Source organism: Brevibacillus sp. BD137, from assembly GCF_041644655.1.
GTDB classification, from domain to species: Bacteria; Bacillota; Bacilli; order Brevibacillales; family Brevibacillaceae; genus Brevibacillus; species Brevibacillus brevis_D.
In genome coordinates, this window is record NZ_JAOTNO010000001.1 from 185,091 (window position 1) to 210,152 (window position 25,062).

Genomic DNA, 25,062 nt, shown 5'->3' on the forward strand with positions numbered 1-25,062 from the left:
TTTGATTAATATATCTACCAAGACAACTACACTAAAATAACGGAGGCTCTCTCATGTCAGAAAAGACTGTAACAGTTGAACTCACACAAAAGGAAATTGATGTCCTACTCATGACTTGTGAGATTGACCCTCAGCATTGCACCAAGGAAGAATTTGACACGTGGATTTTTGCTGGCGAGAAACTTAAACATGCATATCAAGCTTTTTTAAAGCATGAATAGAAATCATCTGATCACTTCGTGTGATTTGCAAAAATTCAGATGAAATTGTGACAAATTACCATTACCTTCGTCCTTATAGTGGAAACAGTTTCAGTATTTGAAACGGAGGTATTTCATTTTGAACAAAAAACTTTTTAAATCTGGAAACTTAATAGTTGTTCTGCCTCTCTTATTTGCACTTTTAATTCCAGCAAGTTTCTTACTTGACCCAGCACCAGCCCAAGGAAATGAACTTGAATGGAACTTACAAGCCGGTTCTGCCAATGGAATTGTAGCCAAAACTCCAATTGATGTAGCGAGCAATTTGTTTTACAATGGTAGGCCGTTACGGAATGCACTTGTAAAAGTAACGTACTTTGACCATAACCAAAATGTGAGCATAGTGATGCAACCTTATGAGGATGGATATGAAGGGATCGTTTTCTTCCAAGAATCAGGAAAGTATACCCTTCGATTTTCTGTAGAGAAAGGAAATATTATAGGCACAGAAGAGTGGGAAATTGATGTAAAAGAGTAATAATCAATTTCACGTCTTACACTTCTCGATGAGAAGTGTTTTTTCATTTATAATAATTACCGTAGTGTTAAGCGACTACTTTTAGGGCACCATTGCAGATAGCCTCACATTCCGTTGATCCCTCTACATTGATCGAGAAGTACCCGTGACCATCAGCTCCAGCATAAAACTCCCAAACTTTTGTTTCGTCGTTATAAATGACACCAGCATTTCCGTACTTACCTGCTATTTTCAAAAGCAACTTCCAAGTCGTTTACATTCTCGAGTGGGTTCCACGCGGGATACAAGAACTCAACCTGCTCCTTGCTCCACCCCATCACCTTAACTCCCAGCGTTTCAATGATCTGCTGCTCGGTCATACAATCCCCACCGCCTCGCATTCTCCTTCACACTCTTCGTCACTCATCCGGTCGAGAAGGTGCTCTGGATATCCAGATTCACGCAACCTATCTCGGTGGGTCTTTTCCTTTGTTGTATAGTCCAGTTCTTTAAAATTCCAATACGTGTCGCCTGTATCTACTTCGTTTCCTTGTTCGTCCTCTTTCATCACAGGTTTAAAGGTATCTATAGAAAAGAATTGTTTGTCTATCCTGGCTATGACAACTAGTTCATCCGTCGAGAACTCTCCATTCTCTCGTACATATCTTTCAAGGTCTGACTTCGCGCCTTCATATGCCTTCAAAGCCTCTTCATAATCTGTGTAAATCCCATCCAAACCCTCATCATTGCTGTATACGATACACATATAATCCCCTCCATTTTTCTTAATAACTATTGTGATAAGCCGTAAGTCGTTACACCACTCCAGTACCACATGGTATAATTTTCTGATCCATCAATGCTGTAGGAGTGATAGCATGTCAAACCTTGAATTATTTAAAGGTCGCGTGGTTTGTCCACTTTGCTTAGGCAATGGTCTGATCTACAAAGCAAAAGTAGTGGATGAAATTGTGTATGTCTGCGATGAATGTGACGCATTTTGGTCTAATCCAAGAGAAATAAACGCTGAAATCTTCGGTCATTTCCCTAATTTCTTAAAGAAGAAGGGAGTTTCCTATGTGATGAGTAACTTCGAAGGCCTTTTCTATGATTGGTATAAGGCTTAGTTTCCACACCCTTACTTCCCTACACATTGTGTAAATTTTTCTGATCATGAAGACTAACTACTCCACACACTATATTGGTCTTCTTATAGGGGGTATTTATGGATAAACAGCAAGTGTATGCTGCTGCCTCAATTATCGAATCTAAGTATTATCAGTACCAACATACAAATGGTTTACATCGTCAAATTAGAAATCAAATAATTGTACGGATCCATTTCGATTTAGAAGTACCACTTGAAGTAGCAAGAGATATATACCGTTTTGCTATAGAAAACAAAATTCCTAAGGTATGGTACGCACTCGTAGAGAGAGCTGAAATCTTTGAATTCCCTTCCAAAGAACTTATACCTGAGGCAGTACGTTTTATCAGTGAGGATTCACTGAAAGAAATTATTACTAACAGACTGCGAACGGAAGAAAGAATCTCTCGTGAAATTGCTGAGTTGGATTACGATTGAACATATTGAGCAAAGTATTAAATGCCTGGCAGCGAAAAGATTGTCTGCTGTCCCACCTGATCTGCTGCCACTGGATTTATCCAGATAACCTCGGTTCGTATGCGGCCCATTTCCGCCAAAGCTTTCTTTTCTTCCCTACGCCAATGCTTTAGGCGATTGTTGTATAAATCATTATCGTAACCACTTAAAATCACCGGTCCAGGATGTTCGTCTAATGCGTCGAGTAATTCAATATGGTCCGCATCCTTCATCTCATTTTTGTACAATCGTTTGCTCCTTGTTGATAACAAATACGGTGGATCCGCATAAATCAAAACGCTTGGATTTTTATATCGTTCAATCAATTGCAGAGCTGGCTGTTGTTCGATTTGCACCCTCTTCAATCTATCCGTTACCGCTAATATGCGATCAGGTACTTTACTCCATTGATCTGGCATCCTGTTGTTAGGTGATTTTGAAACGTCGATGTTATGTTTCCATCCGGTCCTGTCAGATGTTTTTCCTCCCCTTGCCATCCAACACCGAACCAAAAACAGCCTGGCTCTTTCAAGCTCATCTATCTGTGCTCCTACGAGGTAGGAGTTATAGTATTCTTCCCGGCTGTAGGGTGTCCATTTAACCATGTTCGCTAATTCATCGGGATGATCACGGATAACTTTGAACAAATTGACCACATCGCCGTCAAGGTCATTGATCGTTTCAAGTGGTGATGTTTCCTTGTTGAAAAATACTGCTCCGGATCCGAAGAACGGTTCTAAGTATGTTTGGTGTGGTGGCATATGCTCTATGATCCACTCAGACAATGACCACTTGCTGCCGGGGTAATGTAGGATGCGTGGGTATTTCAAACCCATCCCCTCCCTCCTCTTTATCTCTCTGAGCAATTTGTTGTGAAGATGCATTGAAACCAATTTCTGTAACATTCGTATTTAAATACAAGATGAGTAATTGGAGTGTGAAGCCAGTGGAACTAATAACCTTTGTGTTCGAATTTATCGGTAACCTCGTAGGATTGATTCTTGGCAAAGAAGATCTGCATTAAGTGACGTTTTTAACTTAATTGAGCTTTTGTTCCTATCTTTTTTGTTCCACTCTCCTCGTGGCATAATGATGACGAAGGAGTTGGTCACGTGGAAAAGTCGTTTTACTATTCAGTGTCTTGGTCCGAAGTGGGTTACTTGAAAGAAACATTACAATCTATGGAGATACCGTTTACTATCGAGCAGCCGTCAGATAAGCTGAAGCTTACACCTGGAGACGTTGCTTTTGTTTTCCCTGATATGCATGTTAGGGTTTATCGCCATATTCATGAGCTATTTGGTAGCCATGGGCGAGCTTACCCCAGATAATTCATGCGGTAAAACGCCCAGTCTGTCGTAACATTCAGCGGCCTAGCTACCTGTTGTCCTTGACCGTCTCATGCGGTCTAGCATTCCCATTAGTTCCGGATCATCACGTAATAAGCGCGGTGATTCCCGGGACTGGAACGCTCCTGCCCTTTCTTGCTCCATCTGCCACTGAACAGATGCTGGGAGACTGTCTACTCTTAATTTGCTATCTCTGATGGGTACAACCTTATGCGCTTGCTGTTGTTGGAACTCCTGGTTAGCCTTCTCTGCTTGTTCAGCAGTCCGCACCCCCTGAACGAACATCTTCTCAAGGGTCCCTTTTGCGTAATCCCAAGCCTTGCCTTTTTCTGCTGCATATCTCATCACCCAAGCCAACAAGTCCATCTGTAACCCATCATCCAAATAGCTATGTAGTAACTGCATGATAGTTGGATTTGGGTCGAAGTTGAAATAATGCTTGTACTGATCAATTACGCTATTGAATACTTGCAGGTCCCTTCCACCGACCACCACGACGCTTTTATGTTGTTCCTTGGAATCAGTAGTAGTGGTATCAGGAATCAGTTTAAGGGAATCAGGAATCAGAGAATCAGCAGGGCTTTTAGTAGGCTCGTCACTACCTAGGTACGGAATTTCCGAGGAAAGCCCTAAGCTGTCCTGAGGCTGTGCCTTACCTTGGTTGGTCACAGCCCTAGGCTTGTCCTTACCTACTTCGGGCTTTGGTATTTTGCTCGCTGCTTCTCTATGATGTGGATTTTGATGGTCCTTAAATTTTGGAATACTAATGAAACGCTCTCCATCCACTTCGTATCTGATGATAAAGCCAGCGTGATGTAATTCCTGCAAGCACTGGTCTACCTCGACATTCTCATATGGGAAAAGCTCACCCTTTATTCGTTTTGGTCTATCCTCTAAAAACCCCTCACGATCAGCTAAACACCACAAGCCGATGAACAATAATCTTGTATGGGGACTGAGATCAGACAGGTCCTCGTTTTTAAAAAATCCTGGCTTGATGTTCCTTGCTCTAGCCATTTCTTTCAACTCCTCCCGGCTACGATGCTCCTCCCTGATAGAAAGGAAGGAGAATCTTTTGTTGGTATTCAATAAACGCTAAGCGACCCGCTCGCGTGTTATGAGCCTTCCAGTGGCACGTACCTGACTGAGTAACTGGACCGCATGCCAGTGCAACGTTCCATGGCTCCCCAGTTCCTCCTTGGCTTCGGAAGATAATGTGGTGCCCTTCTAAGGTCCAAACTTGCTTAGAACTTTTCTTGCATAACACGCAGCACCCTTTATCCCGTTTCCAGACCTCTGCGAGTACCTGGGAAGTGATCTTCCCGCGATCCTTTTGTTTCTTCACTCGACGCTTGAATGTAGGTTTAGGAACGGCTCGAATCTCATTAAACATACTCATTTTTATCGCCTTCCTTTTGTGCAAGTACTCTGTACTGCTTTATCTTGATTGGTGTCCATTCCGGATAGTACCTCCTCATGAATGCCGCTGCGAATCGTTTTAGCGTCTCGGCATCTTCAAACACTCGATACATGTCGGGGAGTAGAAACCATCGCTCTATCATTGCTCAGCTGCCTCTTCATCGAGTTCAGCTTGACCTTCTTCTACGACTTTATAATCCACATCGAAAATGTTGTCTGACTCAATTCCGTTATCTTTCCGTAGCTTCAGAACGGCTTCATCAGTCGAAAGCTTCTCCTGCACTTCGATGCTAATCGGCATGTATTTCGCCATTTCCTTGATGCAGGTTTTCTTGCACATACTCTCAAAGTGGTCTTTCCATGGACCTACCAGCTTCCCGTCTTTCTTGGCAGCAGAATGCGTCATGGCATGCTTTTGGCATTGCTCGGCCGTCATGGTTACAAAATCAAAAGCTCCATCTTTTAGTCGATATGCTGAATAGTAACGAACAGGCTTCCCTTGATCATTTGCTCCCCTAGATTTAATGGTCCCGATAGCTTGGGCCATCATAATGTCCATGAAATCATCCTTACTCGGAGTGAAGTTCTCTAGGTGGTGCAGCATATCAAAAGGAACATGGACTAGACGCTTGTCCTCACCTTTGATGTAAATGAACAAGTCGTTTTCGTAGACCGTCTCAGCGTAAATCTTAGATACATCACCAGTACGTCGAATCAAATCAATCTGTCCTTTATATCCAATCTGAAACTGGCATTCCATTTGCTTAGTACGGTTGTTTTTAAACGGGACTAGATAGGCGTGTCCCATTAAATTAGGCTCTAGTCCCAACGTTGCGCAGTTCATAACAGCTCCCACAATAGATGCGGGTGTGCAATCAATGAGTGCTGGTGTCCTACTGATAGCTGTTAACGTGATTCGAGCTAAACGCTCAGGCGTCATGTGCTTTGGAACCAACGATTTAATAGCTTGAAAGTTGTCGGCAAGCTCTTTCTTGATCACTGCATTAAAGTTTTCAGCCTTAGTCATCGTGCGCTGAGCTAACTGCCCGGCTAAGGCTGATTGATTTACCGTCTTGGCTTCAGACATTATTCATCGCCTCCAGTTACCCGAAAAGTTCGGCCGCGCTTCCCGGTCTTCCAAGTAAAGCGAAGATCGCCTTGGAAATACGCTTTTTCGCTTGTCTGCATATAGCCCTTAATTTGATTCTTTGCTGCTTCCTCGCGCTGTTCTGCTTGGGTTTTAGCTACTCTTGCTAGATGCAACTCTTGGATAATTGGGTATGCATCCTCAGGTAGCTCAATTGAAGAATCCGAAACAGATTCAGGAAATGCATCCTTGAGATACTCAGTATCTTGATGAGAAAAGACTGGCGGAACTTTTGCCACCACATGCTCTTCCCAGAATCCCTTTTCAATAGTAATCAGGTTCTTAATCAGCTCTTCATCCCGTTCGATCACCCGCCATTGAAAATCCCAGCCTCCAATCAGAACAGCGATAAACCATCTATCTGCCCCAGTAACAGCCATGTAATGGTTGCATTGAAGAATGTATTCCGTTGGAGCCTGCGTACCAGACCAGTCATCCTTGCAATATTCCGATGTGTTCTTGCATTCCAAGCCTGCATTCTGTCCAGGCAACCAGCGATCAATATTAGCTAGCATGAAGGGATGCTCGGGATGTTGAAATATCGCATTTTGCCGCCATACCTTGTACCCGGTATCCTCTGCAAACCAATCAGCAATAACAGGTTCCAGAATTCGCCCTGCTTTCATTTTGGGATTGTCCTCGACCGGAGGTAGTTCTCCCAGTTTCTCTAGATAAACTGCCATCGGTGATTTGTAGCGACTTAACCCACATATCGCGGCAGCATCGGAACCACCAATTCCAAGACGTCGATGTTCCAACCAGTCTTCATGCTGCATGTTTAGCGTATTCACCAAACGAATAGCTTGCATGCTCAGTCCCTCCCTCTTGTTTTTTAGAGGTAAACGCGTTACGCTAGAAATAACCAAGTTTTAGCCGTTAGTTTCACCTAAAGACTCCGTTCCCGCGGGGTCTTTTTCATTGTCCAGCTCAACGTCATCTAATGTGGTCCAGTATTCTTCCCCTCTGAAGTCTCGTACCTTGACATCGACACCATGGAAATCTTCTTTTGCGTCAACGATGGTGACTTTGTGCTTCAGAGTCCCTGTTCTCCGGATCAAGTCCTCACGCTTCTTTACATTGACCGGCCTGCTCCAAACCACGTCCATCCTCCTTTCCTTTTTTGGATACGAGGTGCCACGTCCCAACCTCTACGCGGCCGTTGCAGCTCCCTTGACTGCGCCACGCTCTTTCTCCCTCGTTATGTAACCTGTCTCATCAGTGCCGGTAGGTTATTCCCGGCAGACTGAGGCAATGTTGCCCCAGTTTCGACTATTTGAGTAAGCGCCTTGCCTGTTCTCTGATTCCATCCACGAAATCCTCAAATTCCATTGTTGCTTTCCCATCAACTAATAGCTCCAGCTCCTCGATAACATCCCGTACTGTCCATTCAATTCCACTGTTATCGATATCAAATGCCAAAGTTTCAATAGCACGCTGCCTGCCCGGTTCCGTTTTCTCTACATATTCTTGAAAATCAAGCACTGGTGGGCTCATACTTAATCTCCTCCTCTAATGCTGCGATCTCCCTTACACGCCACTCTATTTCATGGGCCAAATCACGTTTATGAACATCTAGCTCCTCACGAAGCCGTTTCATTTGAACGTATTGCACATCTACCGCTCGCCAATCATCATCAGCTTGTCGATATGCTTGTTCTGCATTTTCAAGTTCACGCTGCAGCTCTACTATTTGAGAAGCCACTGACTTTTTCAAAGACTTGTCCTCCTCAATCAGGTATGGTACTCTTCGAATAGATTTGTTTTTCTAAGCCGTCCGTTCGCCGCGGGCGGTTTTCTCTTTTTCTGCCATTCGCTCTAATTCAACCATCTCGCCTAAAGTAATCACCTTGCGTCCAACTGGATGATCTCCATCGCATACTAACTCGATTACACCTTGAGCAGTTGTTAGTTCCTTCATGCCTTCTCCTCCTCTAGATCTTCTTTAAATAGAAGCAACCGTTCACGATATTTTTCGTTTTGTTCGTCTGCTGTCGTGTATTGCTTTGCGACCTCCGGCATCAGAACTTCCGTCATATCAGCGTCATATTGGTAAGTATTTTCAAGTACTTCGAGCATTCTACGATTCCAGTCTTTATTTGATTTTATTGAGTCCGTCCTCCCGCAAATAACATTTCTTGTCGTTCGCGGCGCATTAACTCGCGTGGGTCAGTTATGACTATCTCCAGGGCCCTTGCTTCTAATAACCAGTTGTGCTGGTGAATGGCTGGATCAATGCCATACCGTTCGTCCATCAAGATATGTACGTCATCGCACGCTTGAAAAAGGTCCTCAATTTGTTTACCTGCTTCCTTCAAGAGCCTTTCTTCATCGGTCGATAACGAATCCCATGGTCGCCTTTTACGCTCCCATTCAATCAATGCCTGTGCTTCATGGATTACATCCTGGCACTGTTTGATGAGGTTATATAAAGTAGCTGTAAGATTGACCATCAAGCGCGGGTCAGTCGGTGGTGGTGCATCTCCAAACAGATGTTTTATCATCCGAACCGATCGGTGATTGCCGCATTCCTTCACGAACGCTTCCGCGTCCTCCCGCGATGGCGTCGCTCGGCCATTAATAACATCCGATACCCAGCGAGCTGATCTTCCTAGCCTCTTCCCAAGTGATTCGTACGTCAGGTGTTCGCCTGTACGCTGATTTTGATAAGCATATTCACAGATGTCATGTATCCGAGAGCGAGAGTATAGTGAGATTGTAGTGCTGTTGTTCCCCATCTGTTCTCCTCTTTTCTATTTGGTTTTCGAATTACAATGAAACTGTGCTCATCTTTCAGACTTCCCCTCGTGGCTCACGTGGGGCTTTTTCTTTTAAAAGCGATACAAGAAGTAATTGGTAGGACTTTCCATTAGTCTTGTCGAATCTGTTGTTGGAAGAACGTGAACTTTGGCGAATGATGTTCTTCTGATTTCAGAATCGGAAGGTGGTGAATAATGATGTTCAAAACGACTCATGAGTTCGATGCTGCACTAGTTAAAGTTCTGAAAAATATCCAAGAAGGCGTTTTTTATCACAATGAGAGTTATGACTTTGATGAACGTACGTTTACTCAGTTAATAAAACATGCACTTCAACAGGGCCTCGTTGACGGCTATGCAGAAATTCGGTTTGCAGGCCAAGATCCGGGCTATAAGGCAATGGACCCGCAAGTATCCTATGCTGGGATGAAATTTATTGAAAAGAATTAGTATTTCTTGACTGCTTGTACTGCGGATAAATTGATAATTGATTTTACTCGTTGAACACGTCGTCCACCTCCCATAGGAGGATGCCGTGTTCAGCTAAAACATTGACTACTTGATCTGCTGCCTGGTTGAGTGATGTTTCTTCGTTAAATTTTTTGCTCATTTCATTTCACCTCTCTTTCTTCACACAACTGCATGCAGCGTCGAGTCTTGGCAGTGACCCCACCTTGACCTTGTTATCACCCTTACCTGGTGAAATGGTGGAATGTATTATGGCGCGGCTCATATCTTCGCTCGCTCCCGCTCTTCGGCGCTCTATGCAGTTGTGTGAGTGTCTTCCGGCACTCCTTTAGGCGGTTTCCTCTTTTTTTACTGGTTGATCCGTTTCAGTGACTTCTTTTGGTTCTGCTGGCTTTGACTTGAGAAGAACCTCTAAAGCATGGACCATTCGTTTCATGTCAGGTGCGAACTCGCGATGGAATTCAATACCTTTAGGTGGTTTGATCATCGTGGACCTCCTTTCAGGCTGTTTCACCATTGTTTACAGACAATGATTCATTTAAAAAAATATAATCTTCCACTTTTAAGTTTTCTTCCTTACAAAGCTTAAACAGCCCTACAAACAGTTTCGCTCCACCATTTTTCTTACCATTCAAGATCCGAAATAAGTATGAATACTCAACTCCTACCTTCTCCGCTAGTACGGGTGTACTCCACCCCCGAACCTCGGCAAGTTTTTCTATGGCCTGGATGTTTACTCGCATTTTTCTCACCTCCCCATTGTCTGCTTGCAATACAAAAATATCATGTCTATAGACAATGGTCAAGCTGTTTTATTGCCTATAAACAACAGTTTTTTGGTGTCTCCATTGTCTATAGGCAATTTAAGAAGTAAAATTATATTGTATTGGAGGGAAAGTCATGGAATTCGATAAAGCTGAATTTGCAAGGCTTCTAAACTTGGCTAAAGGTACACGTTCCATTAACAAATTTGGCATGGATTCTGGAGTTGACCCTGGTTACATATCTCGCTTGTTACGATGTCTTATTGAGAATCCACCGGGCGCATTGATTATTAAGAAGCTAGCTGAAAAAGCCCATAACGACATTGCTCCTGAAACCTTGATGATAGCCGCTGGTTATATTGAAGATGGGGCATCCTCCCTATTTGACAAGAAAGACAAACCACTTTCCGAATATGAAAGCTTATTCTTCTACGAGTTAGAAAAGCTAAGCGAGGAAGATAAACAGAAGGCTTTAGAACATGTGAGGTACTTGAGATATCTTGCAGAGCAACAGAAATGACAACGAGACACGCTAATCGCTGCGTGTCTTCTTTGCTATAAGGGAGGAAAAATCATAATTATGGACCTATTTGAGAAATGCAACAATGTTGATTCAAAAGATGATCTCATTCAATTTATTAAGGCATTAAGACACGATCTTCAAGATAACCCCGATGAATGGGAAAACCTATCTCTCGATCACTTTTTGGAGTCAATAGAAGCCTGGATGGAAGATACAAAGGATAGAGGCTACCTACCAGATCAGCCCGAGTGGAAGTCCCTCGCTGCCATATTGTACATGGGGAAGATTTATGAGTAGTCTATTTAGAAGTATATGATGAGGAGTCGAGCTACTTGATAGCCGCCTCGTTTTTAGCTAAATATTAAATGGGGAAGTAAAAAGTAAAAAAGTCTTGAATCCTAGGATTACAAGACTTTTCCTTTTGCTACAAGAAACTGATGTGCTCTTGGCAAAACGCTATTACTCAAATATTCTTTATGGTTCATATAAAATTTAGATGACACATCTTTAATTTCGGAACCAACTCGGTCGAAAATTTTGAAGCTACTTGAATCAAATCTAATACCATCAAAAAACGCCTCGATAAATCTATTTTTAACGTTTCCATTAGTAAGCAACAAGTCAAAAATTACTTTCCCCGTATAATTAGTTCGGAAATGATCTTCAATACAATCAAGATCATCAATTGGACTAACGTAACTCGTTGATAATATTAGATATGAGTAGTCTGGGTCATGTAATTTTTGAATTTCGTATGTCTTCATCCCAACTTCCCCCCATATCCAATTTCAACAATTATCAATTTATAATACTACAATAAGTACCCTCGATCAACGAGAACACTTCACCAATTATTTTATCTGCACTTTGCTTTGTATCAAGTGTACGAGTAGTTACTGCGATCGAAGATGTGTGAAATAATCCATGTCTATGTTGTTTAAAATAATTATAACACTTCTCAATTGCACTTTCTGTTTTTGAACAATTTAGTATTTGCTTAGTTGCTGTTTTTAACATGTACTTGCCAGATATTTTGTCAAAGTAATTAAATCCATCTTTATCATTAACGGTAATATTCTTTGATGAAAATAAAAATTTTATGTATCCTTCTAATGTCCTTAATACCGGAAATACAAAACTTGAATAATCCTCTAGCTCAATATCAATTTTCTGGTATGCAATAGATACTGATAAAATTTTTCGAAGCTGCTCATCAAGAATATTATACGACGTTGGCAATAACTCCTGCATTTCACTTCGAATCTCTACTGGATTAATCTGGACATTAAAAAATTCAGCCTGTTTTTTTAACATCTCCTCAAAAGGAAAATATTCGCTCAAAAGACACGTAACTTCCTGGTAAAGATAAAATGGTTTTCCTTGAACTTGTAATCTCTGATTTGTGTAATACTTTAAAGTTATTCTGTCTCCAATTTTACTTTGATACTGATACAAAACATAATGATTACTAGTATTAATACTCTTATTGTGCAATTTTACGTCTTCCAAACTATCTAAATACTCGATCAACAATTGGAAATCATCTTGCTTTAGTGGATGAATAGAATATGATTGGTTTATTGCATCTCTTTCTTTGTATTCTAGTTTAGTTAGAATTTCTGTAGCTATCTTTAATGAAATATCAGGGTTTTTACCAGCACCAGGATATATTGTAGTTGTTCCGTCCCCATTATAGTAGAAGTCTAATGTTATTTCTTTATTATCACCAATAATTAAACATCTATACTGATTCACACTATTTATTAGGGAAATCTCAGAAGCCTTTGATTCCTCGAAGTATTTATCGCAATACTCACTTATCCAAACTGGTAGTTTTGTTCGGTCTAAATGTAATCTACTAAAAATAGTTTTCTTCTTTGCCATCTGACTAGATCCTCCCCCTAAATGAATATTACTTCTTTCTCAACGCCATCAATAGTATGAATTACCCATTCAATAGACTCATTCGTGGTATTAATATGAAATTCAAGCTTAATTATTTCGTTTATTTTTCGTCCTTTTCTTTTCCATTCATTTTTAAACTCGTTTAAAAGCTTATCGCTACTTAGTGTTGTTCCTATAAAATGAACATAATATAGAATATCCATTTTACCGTTATTTTTCTTTACTTCTTTTGGTAATACCTGATTGACATCTTCTTTATTTAATAATGTTTGATTTACATTTTTTTGTTTACTCAATGAAGCTTTTGCTAATCTGTCTGCCTCTTCATTATAGACATTTCCAGAGTGAGCTTTAACTTTCGTGAAATATATCTCAACTTTATTAGAAACACTCAAATAATGCTCTTTATATTGTTTGGTTCCTACCTTTTTTGCTTCCCACGCATTCGTACACCATTTTTCAATACCCTCATAATCATAAATAATATTTAATGATTTTACAGATTGCTCTAAGGCAAAATCCATTGCCATTTGTGCACCAATAATTTCTCCTGCGACATTTCTCATATCGACAAGGGTGGGATCATTTCCATTAGATTGAAGTGTAATCTTCTCACCGTTAAACAATATGACAACCCCAGATCCATACGAATTCGAAATGGAGTCAAAGCTCCCATCCACATATGCAACCATCTGGGCTTCAGGGTTTTCTTTCAATTTATTGTCTTGTGATCGGTAGGAATCTAAATAATCTTTGGCGTCACTTATATTACTGAAGCTCTTATATTCTGCACCTGAAAATCCTTTTATTTGTTTTTCACATTCACTCCAACTTTGGAAAATGCCGGTTTTCCTGCCTTTTTTCACGGCGTATACTTTGCTATTCTTCTCCAATGTAGTACCCCTTTGTTTTGACATTAGTACATCTATTATCAAACAAATGTTGTCAGTAACCTACACAATTCGATCATGTTATTTCGACACAAAACGACAAAACCTCCTGATCAGTGATCAAGAGGCATTGTTAGAAGCTTGTAAATACTTCATCGATTACTGCGCACTATCTTCCCAAATATAGTTGGTCTATTGGTTTCAAACTGATGAATAAGGTCTTCTCCAAAAATGCTAATTGATTGTTCCCAGGGATGCCCTAAATATCCCCACTTAAACTCTTTATTCAAAAAGAAGTAGTAGTCACCATCTGGGTAAAACCCTATCCTAATACTTGTATTCTCTAGATATGGATTGTAGAGATAGCATTCGTGGTGCCAATCCAGTGCGTAGATATATTCGTCAGACCCAGTTACCGCTCTAAGGTTGATAATACACTTCTCCTCCAGATCATCGATATCGTCATCTGTATATTCAGTAATATCAAATGTAACAAAAGGAACTGGTATATGAAACGAAGGCCAATCACTGCTATTGATACTTGGTTTGAATTTGAAATCCTTATAAAATTTATCCCAAACCAGGCGAAATTGCTCATCCGACAATGGAATCCAATTATCCATTTTACATCTCCCCTAGATTAAGTCTTGATCCATTTCTTTTTTACTGAAAGTCCAAATAATTGCAAGGGCAGCTGATCTTCAAAATTACTACCTATTTTTCCTTCCTGAATCTTTTCTTCCAGTTTCCGCAGCATAAGTTCCACGTTTGTTAGTTCTATCCGATCTTCATTGTCTCTATAGTCCTCGTACTCAAGCTTTCCAGTAATTCTGATCTTATCTCCTTCTATAAAGCTCAATAACCTTTTGGCTTCTTCTCTTAATAACTGACGTACGCCTTCATTGATAATCAGTGCTCCATAAGAACCACCTATTAATGTAAAAGACAGGCCTAAGAATCGCAGGAATCCATATCCATCACAATAGTACTCATAAATGTTATCCAATACTTTATCTATATCATGAGTATCACTAGCTACTATTTCAAGTTCCTCTTTGATTCTTCGGAACTCAAGATCTCCAAAAGGTATCACCGGCGTTAACATTTGCTTCAGGTCTAGATCAATATATCTCCCCTTGAAATCTAAGCTGATAAGCTCCAGATAGAAGGCGCGCCCAACATGCTCTTCAATCTCCGGAGTCACATACACCCATTGCTCGAAGTCCTCTATGGTTAGTTTCTTTTTTAAAACCTCGCTAAATTTTATCTGAATATCGATAAGATTCATTTGCTGAGCCCACCTTTCCAGCTCAATTTATTACAGCAGGCGATGCTGTATTAGGATCTCACTAGCAATCACATCAATCTCCTCTTGTGATTGCCTGTTTGAAAGGATTATAAGCTCATCTTTTAACTCAAGAACCAATTCTGTAGGCCAATGTTTCACCAGTCCTATCAATATCCAATAAATCCACAATTCATCATTGCCGAGTAAAACCGGTTTTAAATGAGGAATGACCATCTCCCTCATTTCAACCAGTATTTTTGCGATTACTTTAGCACCCGGCCAGTTCATATCTTGTAACCACATTAGAAGACTTGGTATATGCCCTTTTAAACGTTGATGCTCTATGCTAGATAATACTACTGCGGCATTATCCCAATATGATTTATCGAAAGGTTGTATTAACATGTCCAAATATTCTTCTGAAGCATGTTTTAGTTTTTCGATTGCATCATTTTGAAGTATTTCGGAAGTATCCAAGTGTAGGAATTGAATAAGTTGTTTTATACTCTCTGCTTCGTTTTTAAATGACGGTAGTTTCTCTTTTTCAATGTTATCTGTTAACAAACCAAATTTTTGTTCATTACACCATATCGGTTTAGAAAATGTGATCACCTTCATTTCCTCACCTGAGGGAGTATTTTCTAGTTTAACCGTATAGAACAGCTCGTTTATTTCTAAATTTGATTTCTCCTGTGGTTCACCTATCGTTTGATATATTTCTCCACTGACTCTAATACTGCCGTTTTCATTGTTTCTCCAACGAAAAGTCTCTAACTCACATAACTCATAGTGAAAGAATGCAATCCATCCTGTTCCGTCTGGTAAGAAAGCAATCTCTGTGTCTTCCTGAGCACCCGGTCCATACATCACATCGATTGACCATTTCCCAATCATCATATATTTCTCCTCCAATTGGTCATCCATCCAGAAATTATACAATTTATTGTCACTAGTAAGAAGACTGAACACATGGTAGGATTATGAAACAAGAACAAACGTTCCTATTCGAGGTGATTAGATGGACTTATCTTACACCCCTACCCCACTTGAAACCTGGATAAGTCAATTTTACAAACAGCTAGGAATAACCACACCTGAAGAACTAGATGAACAATGTATAGCTAGATCACTAGGCATCCATCTCTTTTACAAAGAGATCCCATCAATGGCATATGAATTCGGCCGCTTCAAAAGTATAACGATAGACAAAAGACTCCCTTCACTTGTGCAAAGGGAGCATTTTTATCATGAGCTTTGTCATATCCTCCGCCACTCCGGACGTCAGCTAATGATGCCCGCCGCCTTTCGTGAACTACAGGAGTGGGATGCAAGGAATTTCACAAGATATGCTGCTTTACCCCTACATATGTTGAAGAACTATGATTATAAGCAACCTGAAATACTAGATATCTTATCAGAGCAGTTTAAGGTGACACCAGATCTCTGTATAGATAGGTTAAGAAGAATACAAGAAAAGCAAAGATATCTTGTTATCTGACATCGCAGATGCATTGAGTAGGGATATTTCCTTATCTTTTTACAGCATCTTAATTAAAATTAAGCCAAATATCCTATCACTCGACAAAATGCGACTGAATTTGCATTATTTAACTGTTAATATTTGTCTTGGATAGTATGATTTAAATTCTTATGAGAATATTCATCAACTTTCCTAGAGTTACTTAAGATACCAGCAAATATTCCCCAAGTTTCTAGATTTAATGTTGAAGTATCTTAGGGCATTCACAGCACATGGATTGTCACACTTAAGACTCTTTTCAACGTGACTTTGCTATTGCTGTAGGACATTTAACAGGAGGAAAATGCATGAGTTTTGCTGATCTTGATCAGAAACAAATAGAAAACCTGCTGTTCTTTTTAGACAAGGCCGATCAACATGAATTAAACAAATTTAAGTACAAATATGCCGTCAAACCTGGTCGGAATACAATGAGTTTTAGAGAAAATACCCTTAACAATGTAATGACAGGGTGTATTCCCTTTAATGAATTTATGGATTGGCTTTCACATATTTATCTTGAAGGCAATAATATGCTTTTTGTATATGAACCTAAGGACATTAATGTATTCGACCACAAATCAATAGATGAAGTGTATAGCATTGCTCTTAAAGCTAAAGAACATTTATATAACATCAACGTTGATAACCTTGATGAAATAAAACTTGTTAATGTTTGGCGTGATACTCCGAATCAACAGCTTATTTTCACCTTCGCTTCACCAGCTCAAGTAATGGTCAAAGAAAAAGATCCCGAAACGGGGATGAGTGCTTTAGTAAACAAAAGTGACATTTATCTCTCTTACTTTGTTATGGATTACTCACTTAAACACTTTGTATTGATGATGCATCCAACTGAGAATCTTGTTTCTATTTTGGGCGAGCAGAAGAAAAAAGAATGGGATGACTTGATTTGGATTCTGTTGCGGGCTTTTAGACTATCTGTAATAAACTTCGAAATCAATAAACCCGAGTGGATTTTTGAAACATTACATGCGATGACGGAGGAATATTTTCATCATAACAATCCAGTGATTACTGAAAAAATAAATGAATTTCAGGAAAAACTAATAAGAGATATAACAGATCAATTAGTAAATAGTGATACCGCTTTTAGCAAAAAAACTGGTCATGCAGCTCGTTTTAGCAAATCTTTACTGCGCACTTATGAAAACGAACTTATTGTTGCTTATGGACCTGTTCAAAAAGAGCTAGATTTTGAAATTTTTCTACATAAATCTGATAAAGGCACGACTGAATTCAAAGCGAACTCTAGAGGAAAAGCATTTGTTTTTGCCGAATGTGCCGATATTTTGAGATTAATGAAGGAAAATGGTGAAATTGCAGCACTTGGCATAAACTATAAACTAGACGATAATGGTTATAAAAGAGCCTTTCCATATCTAATATCAATACGGGATAGGTACTACTCTCTACGGCGGACTACTACTGCAACTACAGTAAAGGAGGTTGTTGACGGTGTTATACGAAAGCTTAATAACTATAAACAAGAAGTACAACCTTCCTTTACCGGTATTGCAGAAAATGAGTGACGAATTGTCCGCCATTAGACCAAACGATATAATTTCTCCTAGAGTACTTTCCCGAAATGTGAAGTTACCTAAAAACACGGTTGAGGACATTCTAATGAACCTATCTTACAACTCCTGCTTAGGAGTTAAATATATGGTTTTTTGTAAAAACCCTGACGAGGATATGGTTCACGCTCATGAGTTTTCAAGTAAAAAAGAACTATCTATCTTTATTATGCAAAATGGAAATAAATGCCCCCTTTGTAATGCGCCATTACATTTTGAAGATATTAGAGTTGCTTTCTTGATGAAAGAGCAACCGTTAGTTTAGGAAAAAACTATGCGCAGAGAAGATACCATTTCTTATAATCGATACATCAACGAAGCTCCTGACAATGAAGTTTGGAGGCCAATTACATCCACTGACGAAGTTCAAGAATTTGATAAGCTGCTTCAGGCCGTAGAACGTTCATTTACTTCTAATAACAAGAAGGAAAAAGGAGATGCACTCGAATCCCTTATGACCTTTGTCTATGATCGTTTTGAATGTGCTATTGTACGGTCTAATGTTATTCAGGGAGATAATCAAATAGATCACTTAATTGAATTTGTTGATGCTACCACTCCAAGCTTTATTCATAATTACATCGGGCTTAGAATCATTGGAGAATCAAAGAATCATAAAAAATCTATTGATGTACGTGAAGTAGCAGATCTTGCTGAATTGCTTCGATCGAAACGGGCTAGACTGGGAGTATTTTCATCCGCTAAGTCATTTAGTTGTGGTAAAAAGAATAATTATTGGCAATTTGCAGAAGGAAAACGCAGAAAGCTTGCCTTAGCCCGAAATGAATTTGTAATTGGGATTACATTTGATGAAATTAAGACTTTAAAAACAAACAATTTCTATACGATTATACGACAAAAATTTTTCAACTTAATTGATGAAGTAAATGATGACTTTATTGACTATTTAGAAGATAGTATAAGTGAATCTTACCCTAGAAGACTTTTAGTAGGTCTGGACCAACTTCAGAAAAATGGAATTCTTACTGAAGATGAATATCAAATTGCAAAAAAAAGACTGTCTTTTAAATACGGGGAAGTTTTTCAAAATTAATTGCCAAACCAATTGAGGATTGGCTTTAATTTTTCTAGAAAAACAGAATATATGTTCGCTATCTTTGAACATTACTACTCTTTTTTTAACATATTGATCTAATTCTTTCCTAAAAACATGGCATAAGATACGACTAAACATTGCATGTAGTGACATATCACTCCCTAAAGTTGAGGTGCTTTAGAATGATGAGGTTAGCTGTATACGCCCGTGTAAGTTCCGATGATCAAGCGGAACGAGGAACGATCGAAAACCAACTTGAATTTGCTCGTAAGTATGCGGATCTCCATCAATTAGAAATCGTAAAGTGGTACAAGGATGACGGCGTAACAGGAACCGTCCCACTTGAAGCTCGTCCAGCCGGACGCGAACTGTTACAAGATGCTAAGAATGGCGAGATTGATCTCCTTCTAATTTACCGGTTAGACCGGCTTGGACGATCGGCCAGAATCATCCTGAATTCCGTTCACGAGTTAGAAAGTGACGGTGTAAAAATCCGCTCTATGACAGAGCCGTTCGATACTGGTGACCCATCTGGACGCTTTCTGTTAACCATTCTGGCAGGCGTAGCTGACTTGGAACGTGAGACCATACTGGAACGTCTGTGGTACGGAGCAAACCGCGCTGCGCGGTCCGGCAAATGGCTTGGGGGTATTGTCCCCTATGGATACCGCGTAGACAGTGATGGCTATCTGGTGGTTTGTGAAGAGCTACTCCCCCACTCAGATATGACAGAGGCAGGAGTTGTTAGGCTGATCTTCCATATGGTTGCTAACCAAGGCCACTCATGCATAAAAGTCTCGGACTACTTAAATGCATTAGGTATCCCTACGTCATACGCAAAGGATAATCGAAAAATTACTCGTGGGAAACGTAAAGAGAATACGGCGGGTATCTGGCGCCCCTCAAGAATACGTGGGATCATTACGAATACCTCTTACAAGGGAGTACATTTCTACGGTAAACGCAGTACACGAAAACGCGATGTAATTGAACGTGAAGTCCCAGCCATCGTTGATGTAGAAACGTGGGAAAAAGCACAGAAAGTCCTTCGAAGTAACCAAATAGAAGCTATGCGTAACATCAAGAATCAGTATTTACTACGTAGCTTACTAAAGTGTCAGTGCTGCGGATTAACTTATGTGGGGATTCATTATCCAGGAAGCAAACGAGCGCTAAAAGGGTACTACACTTGCACAGGTAAACAAGCATATAAGGGCCCAATGCAAGGTAAATGTACTTCGAAAAATTTACCCCAGGATTGGATTGAGGATCTTGTGTGGAGGGATTGCTTAGCCTTTATAAATCAGCCAGGGGAAGCCCTTCAGGAGATTGCTGCAGCTAGGGAAGTAAAGCAGACTGAGAAGGTCGATTTAGAGTCCGAAATAACACTTATTCAAAAGAGCATCGATGATAAAGATATTGAACGTCAAAGTATACTGGACCTCTTCCGTAAAAGCATCATCACTTTTACCGATTTAGAGAAACAGATCCAAAAGATCAATCAAGAGAAAGAGATTCTCGAGCAACGGATGAAAGAAATACGGACCTCGCTACAAGTTGACCGCGATTACTCTACTAAGGTAATGAATGCTTTTCAATTACTCACATCACTACGAAACAAACTAGATGACAATCCATCATTTGAAACGAGACGTGAAATTGTGAAGGCTTTGGTCCAACGCATTCAGGTACATACAACACCTAGCGAAGGTTCAAAACGCCCTCGCGCTTCAGTCACCGTTCAGTATTGTTTTGCCAAGGATATTATCTACACGGACAAGGATTGCACGAACCGATTAACAGAATCCGAGCAGGAAAGGTAAAAACCTGCTTAGATCGTCCAATCGTGACAACCCCTGATTCCAGCGGCTGGCGTAGTACCTCTAATACATGTCGAGAAAACTCGGGCATCTCATCAAGGAAGAGGATCCCACCGTGAGACAAACTACATTCTCCCGGACGCGGGATTTGCGCACCACCGCCAATTAGTGCAGTAGCGGTAATCGTATGGTGTGGGGCACGAAATGGTCTCTCCTCGATAAGCCCACTCTCCCGCTTCAATTGACCAGCAATACTGTATATTTTCGTTACTTCGTAAGATTCATGAATAGTCATGTTCGGCATGATACCAGGCAGGCAAGTAGCTAAAAGAGTTTTCCCTGAACCTGGAGGCCCCACCAATATCACATTATGAAATCCAGCTGCTGCGATCTCCAAGCCGCGTTTTACAAATTGCTGTCCGTAAACATTGGCAAAGTCCGGAGGCAGCTGGTTGGTATTTGTCTTGCCCGTCTCTGATCCAGGAAAAATCAAATCTGCGTTCTTACTATGAAGTCCTTCTCTCCAATAGTTTACGGCCTCTTCCAGATTGCTAGCAGGCAATACGGTAATGTCGACGAGCCGTGCTTCAGCTGCATTTTGTTCGGGGAGAATCACGTGGGTAAATCCTGCATTTTTAGCTTCTAGCAGAATAGGGAGTACACCCGTTACCGCGCGAAGAGAGCCGTCTAATGCCAACTCTCCTAGAACGAGGATTCTCTCTGGTCTAGGGAGCATTTGCTTAGAGGCTAGTAAAATTCCAAACGCTATAGCAAGGTCGAAACCTGAGCCTTCCTTGCGCTGGTCTGCTGGTGCTAGGTTGACGGTGATCCGCTGCATTGGGTAGTCGTATCCCGCGTTGCGCAAGGCAGCACGAACGCGATCTCTTGCTTCTTTTACTGCGGAACCGCCTAGTCCGACCAAATCGAATTGAGGCAAGCCATTGGCTATGTCTGTTTCTACAGTGACAACCATTCCATCTATGCCAAGCACTGTGCCTGAATAGCTGCATGCGTACATGGTTCTCTCCCCCTCTGGTTATAGGGTAGGAAAAGATAGAGGGGGTGGGCAAGTATATTAGAGCTTATTCCAAAACGTTTGTTGTCCAAAGACTTTAACTCTGGTCTTCATGGAAAAGTAAACGTTGAGCAGCTGAACATCATTTCAACTGTTACATCTATGTTTTCGTAGCGAAAATGAATCTCTTCCTTTTTTATCATATCTATGATCCTTATATGATCAGTGATCAAGAGGCTGCAAAAATCTGTTCTAATTACGTTTAATACTAATGTCAGCTTCCTGCGATTCGATGCTCCAATTTCCGCAGCATAAGTTCCACATTTGTTAATTCTATCCGATTTCTCTGTCTCTGAATTCGCCGCGTTCAAACATTCCAACAATTCTGATCTTGTCTACTTCTATAAAAGTCAATAACCTTCTGGGTTCTTCCTTTTGTAATTCACGTACGCCTTCATTGATAATCAACGTTCCATTAGAACGATTTAATAATGTAAAAGACAGACCCAAGAATCACAAGAAACTATATCCATCACAATAGTCCTCGTAAATGTTATCTAAAACTTTTTCTATCTCAAGGGTATCACTAGCTATTATTTCAAGTTCCTCTTTGATTCTGCGGTACTCAAGCCCTCCAAAAGATATCACCGGCGTTAACATTTGCTCCAAGTCTAGATCAATATATCTCCCCTTGAAATCTAAGCTGATAAGCTCCAGATAGAAGGCGCTCTTCAATCTCCGGAGTCACATACACCCATTGCTCGAAGTCCTCTATGGTTAGTTTCTTTTTTAAAACCTCGTTATATTTTATCTGAATATCGATAAGATTCATTTGCTGAGCCCACCTTTCCAGCTCAATTTATTACAGCAGGCGATGCTGTATTAGGAGCTCACTAGCAATCACATCAATCTCCTCTTCTGACTGCCTGCTTGAAATAATTATAAGCTCATCTTTTAACTCAAGAACCAATTCTGTAGGCCAATCTTTCACCAGTCCTATCAATATCCAATAAATCCACACTTCATCATTGCCGAGTAAAACCGGTCTTAAATGAGGAATGACCAGCTCCCTCATTTCAACCAGTATTTTTGCGATTACTGTAGCACCCGGCCAGTTCATATCTTGTAACCACATTAGAAGACTTGGTATATGCCCTTTTAAACGTTGATGCTCTATGCTAGATAATACTACTGCAGCATTATCCCAATATGATTTATCGAAAGGTTGTATTAACATGTCCAAATATACTTCTGAAGCATCTTTTAGTTTCTCAATTGCGTCATTTTGAAGTATTTCGGGAGTATCAAATTGCAGGAATTGAATAAGTTGTTTTACACTCTCTGCTTCGTTTTTATATGATGGTAGTTTCTCATTTCCAATGTTATCTGTTAACAAGCCAAATTTTTGTTCATTACACCATATCGGTTCAGAAAATGTGATCACCTTCATTTCCTTACCTGAGGGGGCATTTTCCAGTTTAACCATATAGAACAGCTCGTTTATTTCTAAATTTGATTTCTCCTGTGGTTCACCTATCGTTTGATATATTTCTCCGCTGATTCTAATACTTCCATTTTCATTTTTTCTCCAACGAAAAGTCTCTAACTCACATAACTCATAGTGAAAGAATGCAATCCATCCCGTTCCGTCTGGTAAAAAAACAATCTCTGTGTCTTCCTGAGCACCCGGTCCATACATCACATCGATTGACCATTTCCCAATCATCCTATATTTCTCCTCCAATTGGTCATCCATCCGGAAATTATACAATTTATTATCACTAGTAAGAAGGCTGAACACATGGAAGAATTACGATGTCAGTACTGCGGATTAACGTATGTGGGGATTCATTATCCTGGAAGTAAACGAGCTTTGAAAGGCTTCTATGTCTGTTCCAGTAAACAAGCATATAAGGGCCCTAAGTATCCCCACTTAAAATTTTTATGTAAATAAAAGCAATTGTCACCAACTGGGTAAAACCCTATCCTTCTATTTGCATTGCCATTATTTAGATGCGAATTATAGAAGTAGCATTCGTGATGCCAATCAAGTGCATAGATTTATTCGTCAGGCCCTCTCACCGACCTAAGGTTGGTAACATACTTCTCTTCAAGATCATCGATATCATCATCCGTATATTCAGTAATATCAAAAGTAACAAAAGGAATCGGTAAACGATAGGAAGGCAATCACTGCTATGGATCCTTCTTGGTTGGAAATTGAACAGTTGACTAAAAAGGTCTACACACTCTCCAAGCATCCCCTCCCCCATACCTTTCTGGAAAACTTCCACTCCAACAGGTATACTGCAAATAAACAGATAAGGAGTTGTTTCTATATTGATTTTTACTATTGATCCTCATCAAATTTCCATCCACTACGAGCATGCTGAACCAGTTCAGATCGACTGGGACGACGTTTACAGTGTCTCTTACTATAAAATCGATTGCATTGAGTACGAAATGGGTTACCTTGTTTTTGACTTTGTTTATGGCGAGTTCATCGAGATAAATGATAGTGATCACAATTGGGAAAAAATCGTAAATGATCTCGAAAAATACTTACCCTCGCAAACAAGCAATTGGAGGCACTCATTGCATAGTTGGTCGATCGACGACGGTATTCTTTATCTTTATGAAAAAGTGTAAAAACGAAGGTGAACTGGATTGACCTGGATCTCATCACTTTATCCAACGATTTAAAACGTGTCTTATTGCTGAAACCATTTGAATACGATGGGGAAAACAATAATCGCTGCTCCTGGACATATGATGGGACGTCACCATGCCAGATGGATGTAATTACAGTTTACTCCTGATCAGTGATTTTCCACTCATCGACTACGAACAAGACAAATACAATACGGATGTTGTCATCTCGGTTCTGATTCCAAAATATATGTAGCCGTCTTACGAAACGGCTTTGGAGAAGTTTACTACCATTTTGGTAATCATCATGCGGCATTCGTAAAAAAACAGCTCTCCCTCACTGCTTTTTCTTCAACTCATTCAGGAGTTCAATGATTCGTTGGTTTTGATCCACTTGCGTTACAATGTTCTGGTTCAGCTTCCGAATCGCGTCGTAGATTGCAAAAAGTCCTGCCAACAGTAGAAAAGCAAACATCCATTCCATGCGCTTTTTCCTCCTTATGATTATCATTGATACAAAAAAGACCCGCGTTCCGAATGCGAGTCTTTTCTCATGCTGTTTTGTCTCTTTTTGA

41 protein-coding genes and 1 pseudogene are annotated in these 25,062 nt (G+C 40.2%); 14 read left to right on the plus strand and 28 right to left on the minus strand.

The genetic code is table 11. From position 1 onward, the window contains the following. The first annotated feature begins 53 nt into the window (after positions 1-53). Positions 54-221, plus strand: a complete 168-nt coding sequence (locus tag ODZ53_RS00985; RefSeq protein ID WP_372675609.1) for a hypothetical protein — start codon at positions 54-56, stop codon at positions 219-221. A gap of 118 nt (positions 222-339) precedes the next feature. Beyond that, positions 340-738 (plus strand): hypothetical protein, encoded by a 399-nt coding sequence (locus tag ODZ53_RS00990; protein WP_372675610.1) that lies wholly within the window; start codon positions 340-342, stop codon positions 736-738. Between the two features lie 67 nt (positions 739-805). Here the strand turns inward: ODZ53_RS00990 and ODZ53_RS00995 are convergent, their stop codons facing one another. Genes ODZ53_RS00995 through ODZ53_RS01005 form a run of 3 tightly spaced genes read right to left on the minus strand, consistent with a single transcriptional unit; the run spans position 806 to position 1,483 of the window. After that, entirely contained in the window at positions 806-973 is a 168-nt protein-coding gene (locus tag ODZ53_RS00995; RefSeq protein ID WP_372675611.1) for a hypothetical protein, read from the minus strand. Further along, on the minus strand, positions 957-1,097 hold the full coding sequence (locus ODZ53_RS01000) for a hypothetical protein (RefSeq protein WP_372675612.1): 141 nt from the start codon (positions 1,095-1,097) through the stop codon (positions 957-959). Before ODZ53_RS01000 ends, ODZ53_RS00995 begins: the two co-directional genes overlap by 17 nt. Continuing rightward, positions 1,094-1,483 (minus strand): hypothetical protein, encoded by a 390-nt coding sequence (locus ODZ53_RS01005; RefSeq protein ID WP_372675613.1) that lies wholly within the window; start codon positions 1,481-1,483, stop codon positions 1,094-1,096. Before ODZ53_RS01005 ends, ODZ53_RS01000 begins: the two co-directional genes overlap by 4 nt. Before the next feature lie 112 nt (positions 1,484-1,595). Here ODZ53_RS01005 and ODZ53_RS01010 point away from each other — a divergent pair, with 112 nt between their 5' ends. Continuing rightward, positions 1,596-1,844, plus strand: a complete 249-nt coding sequence (locus tag ODZ53_RS01010) for a 3'-5' exonuclease (RefSeq protein ID WP_372675614.1) — start codon at positions 1,596-1,598, stop codon at positions 1,842-1,844. Between the two features lie 98 nt (positions 1,845-1,942). Continuing rightward, positions 1,943-2,302, plus strand: coding sequence for a hypothetical protein (locus tag ODZ53_RS01015; RefSeq protein WP_372675615.1), 360 nt, complete (start codon positions 1,943-1,945; stop codon positions 2,300-2,302). 17 nt (positions 2,303-2,319) lie between these two features. Here the strand turns inward: ODZ53_RS01015 and ODZ53_RS01020 are convergent, their stop codons facing one another. Continuing rightward, a complete protein-coding gene (locus ODZ53_RS01020) occupies positions 2,320-3,150 on the minus strand; it encodes a DNA adenine methylase (RefSeq protein ID WP_372675971.1) in 831 nt (276 codons plus the stop codon). Between the two features lie 282 nt (positions 3,151-3,432). On the opposite strand from ODZ53_RS01020, the gene ODZ53_RS01025 reads away from it, so the two are divergent. Next, the gene (locus ODZ53_RS01025) at positions 3,433-3,651 is read left to right on the plus strand and encodes a hypothetical protein (protein ID WP_372675616.1); all 219 of its coding nucleotides are present in this window, start codon (positions 3,433-3,435) and stop codon (positions 3,649-3,651) included. A 42-nt stretch (positions 3,652-3,693) separates the two neighbouring features. On the opposite strand, the gene ODZ53_RS01030 is transcribed toward ODZ53_RS01025, so the two are convergent. From ODZ53_RS01030 to ODZ53_RS01080, 11 genes are all read right to left on the minus strand, one after another. After that, entirely contained in the window at positions 3,694-4,686 is a 993-nt protein-coding gene (locus ODZ53_RS01030; RefSeq protein WP_372675617.1) for a DnaD domain-containing protein, read from the minus strand. A 19-nt stretch (positions 4,687-4,705) separates the two neighbouring features. After that, positions 4,706-5,068 carry an HNH endonuclease gene (locus tag ODZ53_RS01035; RefSeq protein ID WP_372675618.1) on the minus strand — a complete coding sequence of 121 codons (363 nt, stop codon included), beginning with the start codon at positions 5,066-5,068 and terminating at the stop codon, positions 4,706-4,708. Next, positions 5,055-5,231 (minus strand): hypothetical protein, encoded by a 177-nt coding sequence (locus tag ODZ53_RS01040; RefSeq protein WP_372675619.1) that lies wholly within the window; start codon positions 5,229-5,231, stop codon positions 5,055-5,057. The genes ODZ53_RS01035 and ODZ53_RS01040 overlap by 14 nt, the downstream gene beginning before the upstream one ends. Further along, positions 5,228-6,175: a recombinase RecT gene (locus ODZ53_RS01045; protein ID WP_372675620.1), complete on the minus strand. Its 948-nt coding sequence runs from the start codon at positions 6,173-6,175 to the stop codon at positions 5,228-5,230. Before ODZ53_RS01045 ends, ODZ53_RS01040 begins: the two co-directional genes overlap by 4 nt. Beyond that, on the minus strand, positions 6,175-7,044 hold the full coding sequence (locus tag ODZ53_RS01050; RefSeq protein ID WP_372675621.1) for a YqaJ viral recombinase family nuclease: 870 nt from the start codon (positions 7,042-7,044) through the stop codon (positions 6,175-6,177). Before ODZ53_RS01050 ends, ODZ53_RS01045 begins: the two co-directional genes overlap by 1 nt. 60 nt (positions 7,045-7,104) lie before the next feature. Continuing rightward, the gene (locus ODZ53_RS01055) at positions 7,105-7,335 is read right to left on the minus strand and encodes a hypothetical protein (protein ID WP_372675622.1); all 231 of its coding nucleotides are present in this window, start codon (positions 7,333-7,335) and stop codon (positions 7,105-7,107) included. Positions 7,336-7,504: 169 nt separating this feature from the next. Next, complete coding sequence (locus tag ODZ53_RS01060; protein WP_372675623.1) at positions 7,505-7,729, minus strand: hypothetical protein; 225 nt, start codon at positions 7,727-7,729, stop codon at positions 7,505-7,507. After that, a complete protein-coding gene (locus ODZ53_RS01065; protein ID WP_372675624.1) occupies positions 7,710-7,949 on the minus strand; it encodes a hypothetical protein in 240 nt (79 codons plus the stop codon). The genes ODZ53_RS01060 and ODZ53_RS01065 overlap by 20 nt, the downstream gene beginning before the upstream one ends. 51 nt (positions 7,950-8,000) lie before the next feature. Then, positions 8,001-8,153 (minus strand): hypothetical protein, encoded by a 153-nt coding sequence (locus tag ODZ53_RS01070; protein ID WP_162630260.1) that lies wholly within the window; start codon positions 8,151-8,153, stop codon positions 8,001-8,003. After that, positions 8,150-8,311 (minus strand): hypothetical protein, encoded by a 162-nt coding sequence (locus tag ODZ53_RS01075; protein WP_372675625.1) that lies wholly within the window; start codon positions 8,309-8,311, stop codon positions 8,150-8,152. The genes ODZ53_RS01070 and ODZ53_RS01075 overlap by 4 nt, the downstream gene beginning before the upstream one ends. A 26-nt stretch (positions 8,312-8,337) precedes the next feature. Continuing rightward, complete coding sequence (locus ODZ53_RS01080; RefSeq protein WP_372675626.1) at positions 8,338-8,970, minus strand: helix-turn-helix domain-containing protein; 633 nt, start codon at positions 8,968-8,970, stop codon at positions 8,338-8,340. Between the two features lie 216 nt (positions 8,971-9,186). On the opposite strand from ODZ53_RS01080, the gene ODZ53_RS01085 reads away from it, so the two are divergent. Then, positions 9,187-9,441, plus strand: a complete 255-nt coding sequence (locus ODZ53_RS01085) for a hypothetical protein (RefSeq protein ID WP_372675627.1) — start codon at positions 9,187-9,189, stop codon at positions 9,439-9,441. A gap of 346 nt (positions 9,442-9,787) precedes the next feature. Here ODZ53_RS01085 and ODZ53_RS01090 read toward each other — a convergent pair whose 3' ends face one another. Further along, positions 9,788-9,946: a hypothetical protein gene (locus ODZ53_RS01090; protein ID WP_201265893.1), complete on the minus strand. Its 159-nt coding sequence runs from the start codon at positions 9,944-9,946 to the stop codon at positions 9,788-9,790. Positions 9,947-9,959: 13 nt separating this feature from the next. After that, positions 9,960-10,202 (minus strand): hypothetical protein, encoded by a 243-nt coding sequence (locus ODZ53_RS01095; protein ID WP_372675628.1) that lies wholly within the window; start codon positions 10,200-10,202, stop codon positions 9,960-9,962. A gap of 157 nt (positions 10,203-10,359) precedes the next feature. Here ODZ53_RS01095 and ODZ53_RS01100 point away from each other — a divergent pair, with 157 nt between their 5' ends. Together ODZ53_RS01100 and ODZ53_RS01105 are read left to right on the plus strand one after the other, a co-directional pair. Continuing rightward, entirely contained in the window at positions 10,360-10,743 is a 384-nt protein-coding gene (locus ODZ53_RS01100) for a hypothetical protein (protein WP_372675629.1), read from the plus strand. 60 nt (positions 10,744-10,803) lie between these two features. Continuing rightward, positions 10,804-11,043 carry a DUF7660 family protein gene (locus ODZ53_RS01105; RefSeq protein ID WP_372675630.1) on the plus strand — a complete coding sequence of 80 codons (240 nt, stop codon included), beginning with the start codon at positions 10,804-10,806 and terminating at the stop codon, positions 11,041-11,043. A gap of 107 nt (positions 11,044-11,150) precedes the next feature. On the opposite strand, the gene ODZ53_RS01110 is transcribed toward ODZ53_RS01105, so the two are convergent. The 6 genes from ODZ53_RS01110 to ODZ53_RS01135 all read right to left on the minus strand — a co-directional run bounded on the left by ODZ53_RS01110 (position 11,151) and on the right by ODZ53_RS01135 (position 15,726). Continuing rightward, complete coding sequence (locus ODZ53_RS01110) at positions 11,151-11,510, minus strand: type II toxin-antitoxin system RnlB family antitoxin (protein ID WP_372675631.1); 360 nt, start codon at positions 11,508-11,510, stop codon at positions 11,151-11,153. A 34-nt stretch (positions 11,511-11,544) separates the two neighbouring features. Continuing rightward, positions 11,545-12,630 carry a type II toxin-antitoxin system RnlA family toxin gene (locus ODZ53_RS01115; RefSeq protein ID WP_372675632.1) on the minus strand — a complete coding sequence of 362 codons (1,086 nt, stop codon included), beginning with the start codon at positions 12,628-12,630 and terminating at the stop codon, positions 11,545-11,547. 17 nt (positions 12,631-12,647) lie between these two features. Further along, complete coding sequence (locus ODZ53_RS01120) at positions 12,648-13,544, minus strand: ribonuclease H1 domain-containing protein (protein ID WP_372675633.1); 897 nt, start codon at positions 13,542-13,544, stop codon at positions 12,648-12,650. 149 nt (positions 13,545-13,693) lie between these two features. Next, on the minus strand, positions 13,694-14,164 hold the full coding sequence (locus ODZ53_RS01125; RefSeq protein ID WP_372675634.1) for a DUF2716 domain-containing protein: 471 nt from the start codon (positions 14,162-14,164) through the stop codon (positions 13,694-13,696). Positions 14,165-14,181: 17 nt separating this feature from the next. Continuing rightward, positions 14,182-14,829 (minus strand): hypothetical protein, encoded by a 648-nt coding sequence (locus tag ODZ53_RS01130; RefSeq protein WP_372675635.1) that lies wholly within the window; start codon positions 14,827-14,829, stop codon positions 14,182-14,184. Between the two features lie 30 nt (positions 14,830-14,859). Continuing rightward, on the minus strand, positions 14,860-15,726 hold the full coding sequence (locus ODZ53_RS01135; protein ID WP_372675636.1) for a DUF5071 domain-containing protein: 867 nt from the start codon (positions 15,724-15,726) through the stop codon (positions 14,860-14,862). A 121-nt stretch (positions 15,727-15,847) separates the two neighbouring features. On the opposite strand from ODZ53_RS01135, the gene ODZ53_RS01140 reads away from it, so the two are divergent. From ODZ53_RS01140 to ODZ53_RS01160, 5 genes are all read left to right on the plus strand, one after another. Continuing rightward, a complete protein-coding gene (locus ODZ53_RS01140; RefSeq protein WP_372675637.1) occupies positions 15,848-16,327 on the plus strand; it encodes an ImmA/IrrE family metallo-endopeptidase in 480 nt (159 codons plus the stop codon). 329 nt (positions 16,328-16,656) lie between these two features. Next, complete coding sequence (locus ODZ53_RS01145) at positions 16,657-17,901, plus strand: hypothetical protein (RefSeq protein ID WP_372675638.1); 1,245 nt, start codon at positions 16,657-16,659, stop codon at positions 17,899-17,901. A gap of 133 nt (positions 17,902-18,034) precedes the next feature. After that, positions 18,035-18,211, plus strand: coding sequence for a hypothetical protein (locus tag ODZ53_RS01150; protein ID WP_372675639.1), 177 nt, complete (start codon positions 18,035-18,037; stop codon positions 18,209-18,211). Between the two features lie 9 nt (positions 18,212-18,220). After that, a complete protein-coding gene (locus ODZ53_RS01155; protein WP_372675640.1) occupies positions 18,221-19,000 on the plus strand; it encodes a hypothetical protein in 780 nt (259 codons plus the stop codon). 185 nt (positions 19,001-19,185) lie between these two features. Then, on the plus strand, positions 19,186-20,826 hold the full coding sequence (locus ODZ53_RS01160; RefSeq protein WP_372675641.1) for a recombinase family protein: 1,641 nt from the start codon (positions 19,186-19,188) through the stop codon (positions 20,824-20,826). Here the strand turns inward: ODZ53_RS01160 and ODZ53_RS01165 are convergent. The 4 genes and pseudogenes from ODZ53_RS01165 to ODZ53_RS01180 form a co-directional block, all read right to left on the minus strand. Next, positions 20,774-21,841 (minus strand): annotated as a pseudogene (locus tag ODZ53_RS01165) (YifB family Mg chelatase-like AAA ATPase); the annotation flags it as partial. The gene ODZ53_RS01160 and the pseudogene ODZ53_RS01165 sit on opposite strands and share 53 nt — an antisense overlap. 673 nt (positions 21,842-22,514) lie before the next feature. Then, positions 22,515-22,670 carry a hypothetical protein gene (locus ODZ53_RS01170; RefSeq protein WP_372675642.1) on the minus strand — a complete coding sequence of 52 codons (156 nt, stop codon included), beginning with the start codon at positions 22,668-22,670 and terminating at the stop codon, positions 22,515-22,517. A 30-nt stretch (positions 22,671-22,700) separates the two neighbouring features. Further along, entirely contained in the window at positions 22,701-23,564 is an 864-nt protein-coding gene (locus tag ODZ53_RS01175) for a DUF5071 domain-containing protein (RefSeq protein WP_372675643.1), read from the minus strand. Positions 23,565-23,722: 158 nt separating this feature from the next. Continuing rightward, on the minus strand, positions 23,723-23,899 hold the full coding sequence (locus tag ODZ53_RS01180; protein ID WP_372675972.1) for a DUF2716 domain-containing protein: 177 nt from the start codon (positions 23,897-23,899) through the stop codon (positions 23,723-23,725). A gap of 279 nt (positions 23,900-24,178) precedes the next feature. Here ODZ53_RS01180 and ODZ53_RS01185 point away from each other — a divergent pair, with 279 nt between their 5' ends. Beyond that, positions 24,179-24,487, plus strand: a complete 309-nt coding sequence (locus ODZ53_RS01185; RefSeq protein ID WP_372675644.1) for a hypothetical protein — start codon at positions 24,179-24,181, stop codon at positions 24,485-24,487. A gap of 337 nt (positions 24,488-24,824) precedes the next feature. Here ODZ53_RS01185 and ODZ53_RS01190 read toward each other — a convergent pair whose 3' ends face one another. Continuing rightward, positions 24,825-24,971, minus strand: a complete 147-nt coding sequence (locus ODZ53_RS01190; protein WP_199926720.1) for a hypothetical protein — start codon at positions 24,969-24,971, stop codon at positions 24,825-24,827. Positions 24,972-25,062: the final 91 nt, after the last annotated feature.

Excerpts from the sequence above, each read along its gene's own strand:
- ODZ53_RS01015 (WP_372675615.1), top strand. The coding sequence starts at position 1,943 with ATGGATAAACAGCAAGTGTATGCTGCTGCCTCAATTATCGAATCTAAG.
- ODZ53_RS01000 (WP_372675612.1), bottom strand. The coding sequence starts at position 1,097 with ATGACCGAGCAGCAGATCATTGAAACGCTGGGAGTTAAGGTGATGGGG.
- ODZ53_RS01045 (WP_372675620.1), bottom strand. The coding sequence starts at position 6,175 with ATGTCTGAAGCCAAGACGGTAAATCAATCAGCCTTAGCCGGGCAGTTA.
- ODZ53_RS01060 (WP_372675623.1), bottom strand. The coding sequence starts at position 7,729 with ATGAGCCCACCAGTGCTTGATTTTCAAGAATATGTAGAGAAAACGGAA.
- ODZ53_RS01050 (WP_372675621.1), bottom strand. The coding sequence starts at position 7,044 with ATGCAAGCTATTCGTTTGGTGAATACGCTAAACATGCAGCATGAAGAC.
- ODZ53_RS01150 (WP_372675639.1), top strand. The coding sequence starts at position 18,035 with ATGGTTTTTTGTAAAAACCCTGACGAGGATATGGTTCACGCTCATGAG.
- ODZ53_RS01040 (WP_372675619.1), bottom strand. The coding sequence starts at position 5,231 with ATGATAGAGCGATGGTTTCTACTCCCCGACATGTATCGAGTGTTTGAA.
- ODZ53_RS01160 (WP_372675641.1), top strand. The coding sequence starts at position 19,186 with ATGATGAGGTTAGCTGTATACGCCCGTGTAAGTTCCGATGATCAAGCG.
- ODZ53_RS01035 (WP_372675618.1), bottom strand. The coding sequence starts at position 5,068 with ATGAGTATGTTTAATGAGATTCGAGCCGTTCCTAAACCTACATTCAAG.
- ODZ53_RS01110 (WP_372675631.1), bottom strand. The coding sequence starts at position 11,510 with ATGAAGACATACGAAATTCAAAAATTACATGACCCAGACTACTCATAT.
- ODZ53_RS01105 (WP_372675630.1), top strand. The coding sequence starts at position 10,804 with ATGGACCTATTTGAGAAATGCAACAATGTTGATTCAAAAGATGATCTC.
- ODZ53_RS01095 (WP_372675628.1), bottom strand. The coding sequence starts at position 10,202 with ATGCGAGTAAACATCCAGGCCATAGAAAAACTTGCCGAGGTTCGGGGG.
- ODZ53_RS01125 (WP_372675634.1), bottom strand. The coding sequence starts at position 14,164 with ATGGATAATTGGATTCCATTGTCGGATGAGCAATTTCGCCTGGTTTGG.
- ODZ53_RS00985 (WP_372675609.1), top strand. The coding sequence starts at position 54 with ATGTCAGAAAAGACTGTAACAGTTGAACTCACACAAAAGGAAATTGAT.
- ODZ53_RS01080 (WP_372675626.1), bottom strand. The coding sequence starts at position 8,970 with ATGGGGAACAACAGCACTACAATCTCACTATACTCTCGCTCTCGGATA.
- ODZ53_RS01085 (WP_372675627.1), top strand. The coding sequence starts at position 9,187 with ATGATGTTCAAAACGACTCATGAGTTCGATGCTGCACTAGTTAAAGTT.
- ODZ53_RS01090 (WP_201265893.1), bottom strand. The coding sequence starts at position 9,946 with ATGATCAAACCACCTAAAGGTATTGAATTCCATCGCGAGTTCGCACCT.
- ODZ53_RS01070 (WP_162630260.1), bottom strand. The coding sequence starts at position 8,153 with ATGAAGGAACTAACAACTGCTCAAGGTGTAATCGAGTTAGTATGCGAT.
- ODZ53_RS01100 (WP_372675629.1), top strand. The coding sequence starts at position 10,360 with ATGGAATTCGATAAAGCTGAATTTGCAAGGCTTCTAAACTTGGCTAAA.
- ODZ53_RS01010 (WP_372675614.1), top strand. The coding sequence starts at position 1,596 with ATGTCAAACCTTGAATTATTTAAAGGTCGCGTGGTTTGTCCACTTTGC.
- ODZ53_RS01005 (WP_372675613.1), bottom strand. The coding sequence starts at position 1,483 with ATGTGTATCGTATACAGCAATGATGAGGGTTTGGATGGGATTTACACA.
- ODZ53_RS01030 (WP_372675617.1), bottom strand. The coding sequence starts at position 4,686 with ATGGCTAGAGCAAGGAACATCAAGCCAGGATTTTTTAAAAACGAGGAC.
- ODZ53_RS01135 (WP_372675636.1), bottom strand. The coding sequence starts at position 15,726 with ATGATGATTGGGAAATGGTCAATCGATGTGATGTATGGACCGGGTGCT.
- ODZ53_RS01155 (WP_372675640.1), top strand. The coding sequence starts at position 18,221 with ATGCGCAGAGAAGATACCATTTCTTATAATCGATACATCAACGAAGCT.
- ODZ53_RS01190 (WP_199926720.1), bottom strand. The coding sequence starts at position 24,971 with ATGGAATGGATGTTTGCTTTTCTACTGTTGGCAGGACTTTTTGCAATC.
- ODZ53_RS01130 (WP_372675635.1), bottom strand. The coding sequence starts at position 14,829 with ATGAATCTTATCGATATTCAGATAAAATTTAGCGAGGTTTTAAAAAAG.
- ODZ53_RS01075 (WP_372675625.1), bottom strand. The coding sequence starts at position 8,311 with ATGCTCGAAGTACTTGAAAATACTTACCAATATGACGCTGATATGACG.
- ODZ53_RS01140 (WP_372675637.1), top strand. The coding sequence starts at position 15,848 with ATGGACTTATCTTACACCCCTACCCCACTTGAAACCTGGATAAGTCAA.
- ODZ53_RS01115 (WP_372675632.1), bottom strand. The coding sequence starts at position 12,630 with ATGGCAAAGAAGAAAACTATTTTTAGTAGATTACATTTAGACCGAACA.
- ODZ53_RS01145 (WP_372675638.1), top strand. The coding sequence starts at position 16,657 with ATGAGTTTTGCTGATCTTGATCAGAAACAAATAGAAAACCTGCTGTTC.
- ODZ53_RS01175 (WP_372675643.1), bottom strand. The coding sequence starts at position 23,564 with ATGATTGGGAAATGGTCAATCGATGTGATGTATGGACCGGGTGCTCAG.
- ODZ53_RS01170 (WP_372675642.1), bottom strand. The coding sequence starts at position 22,670 with ATGAATCTTATCGATATTCAGATAAAATATAACGAGGTTTTAAAAAAG.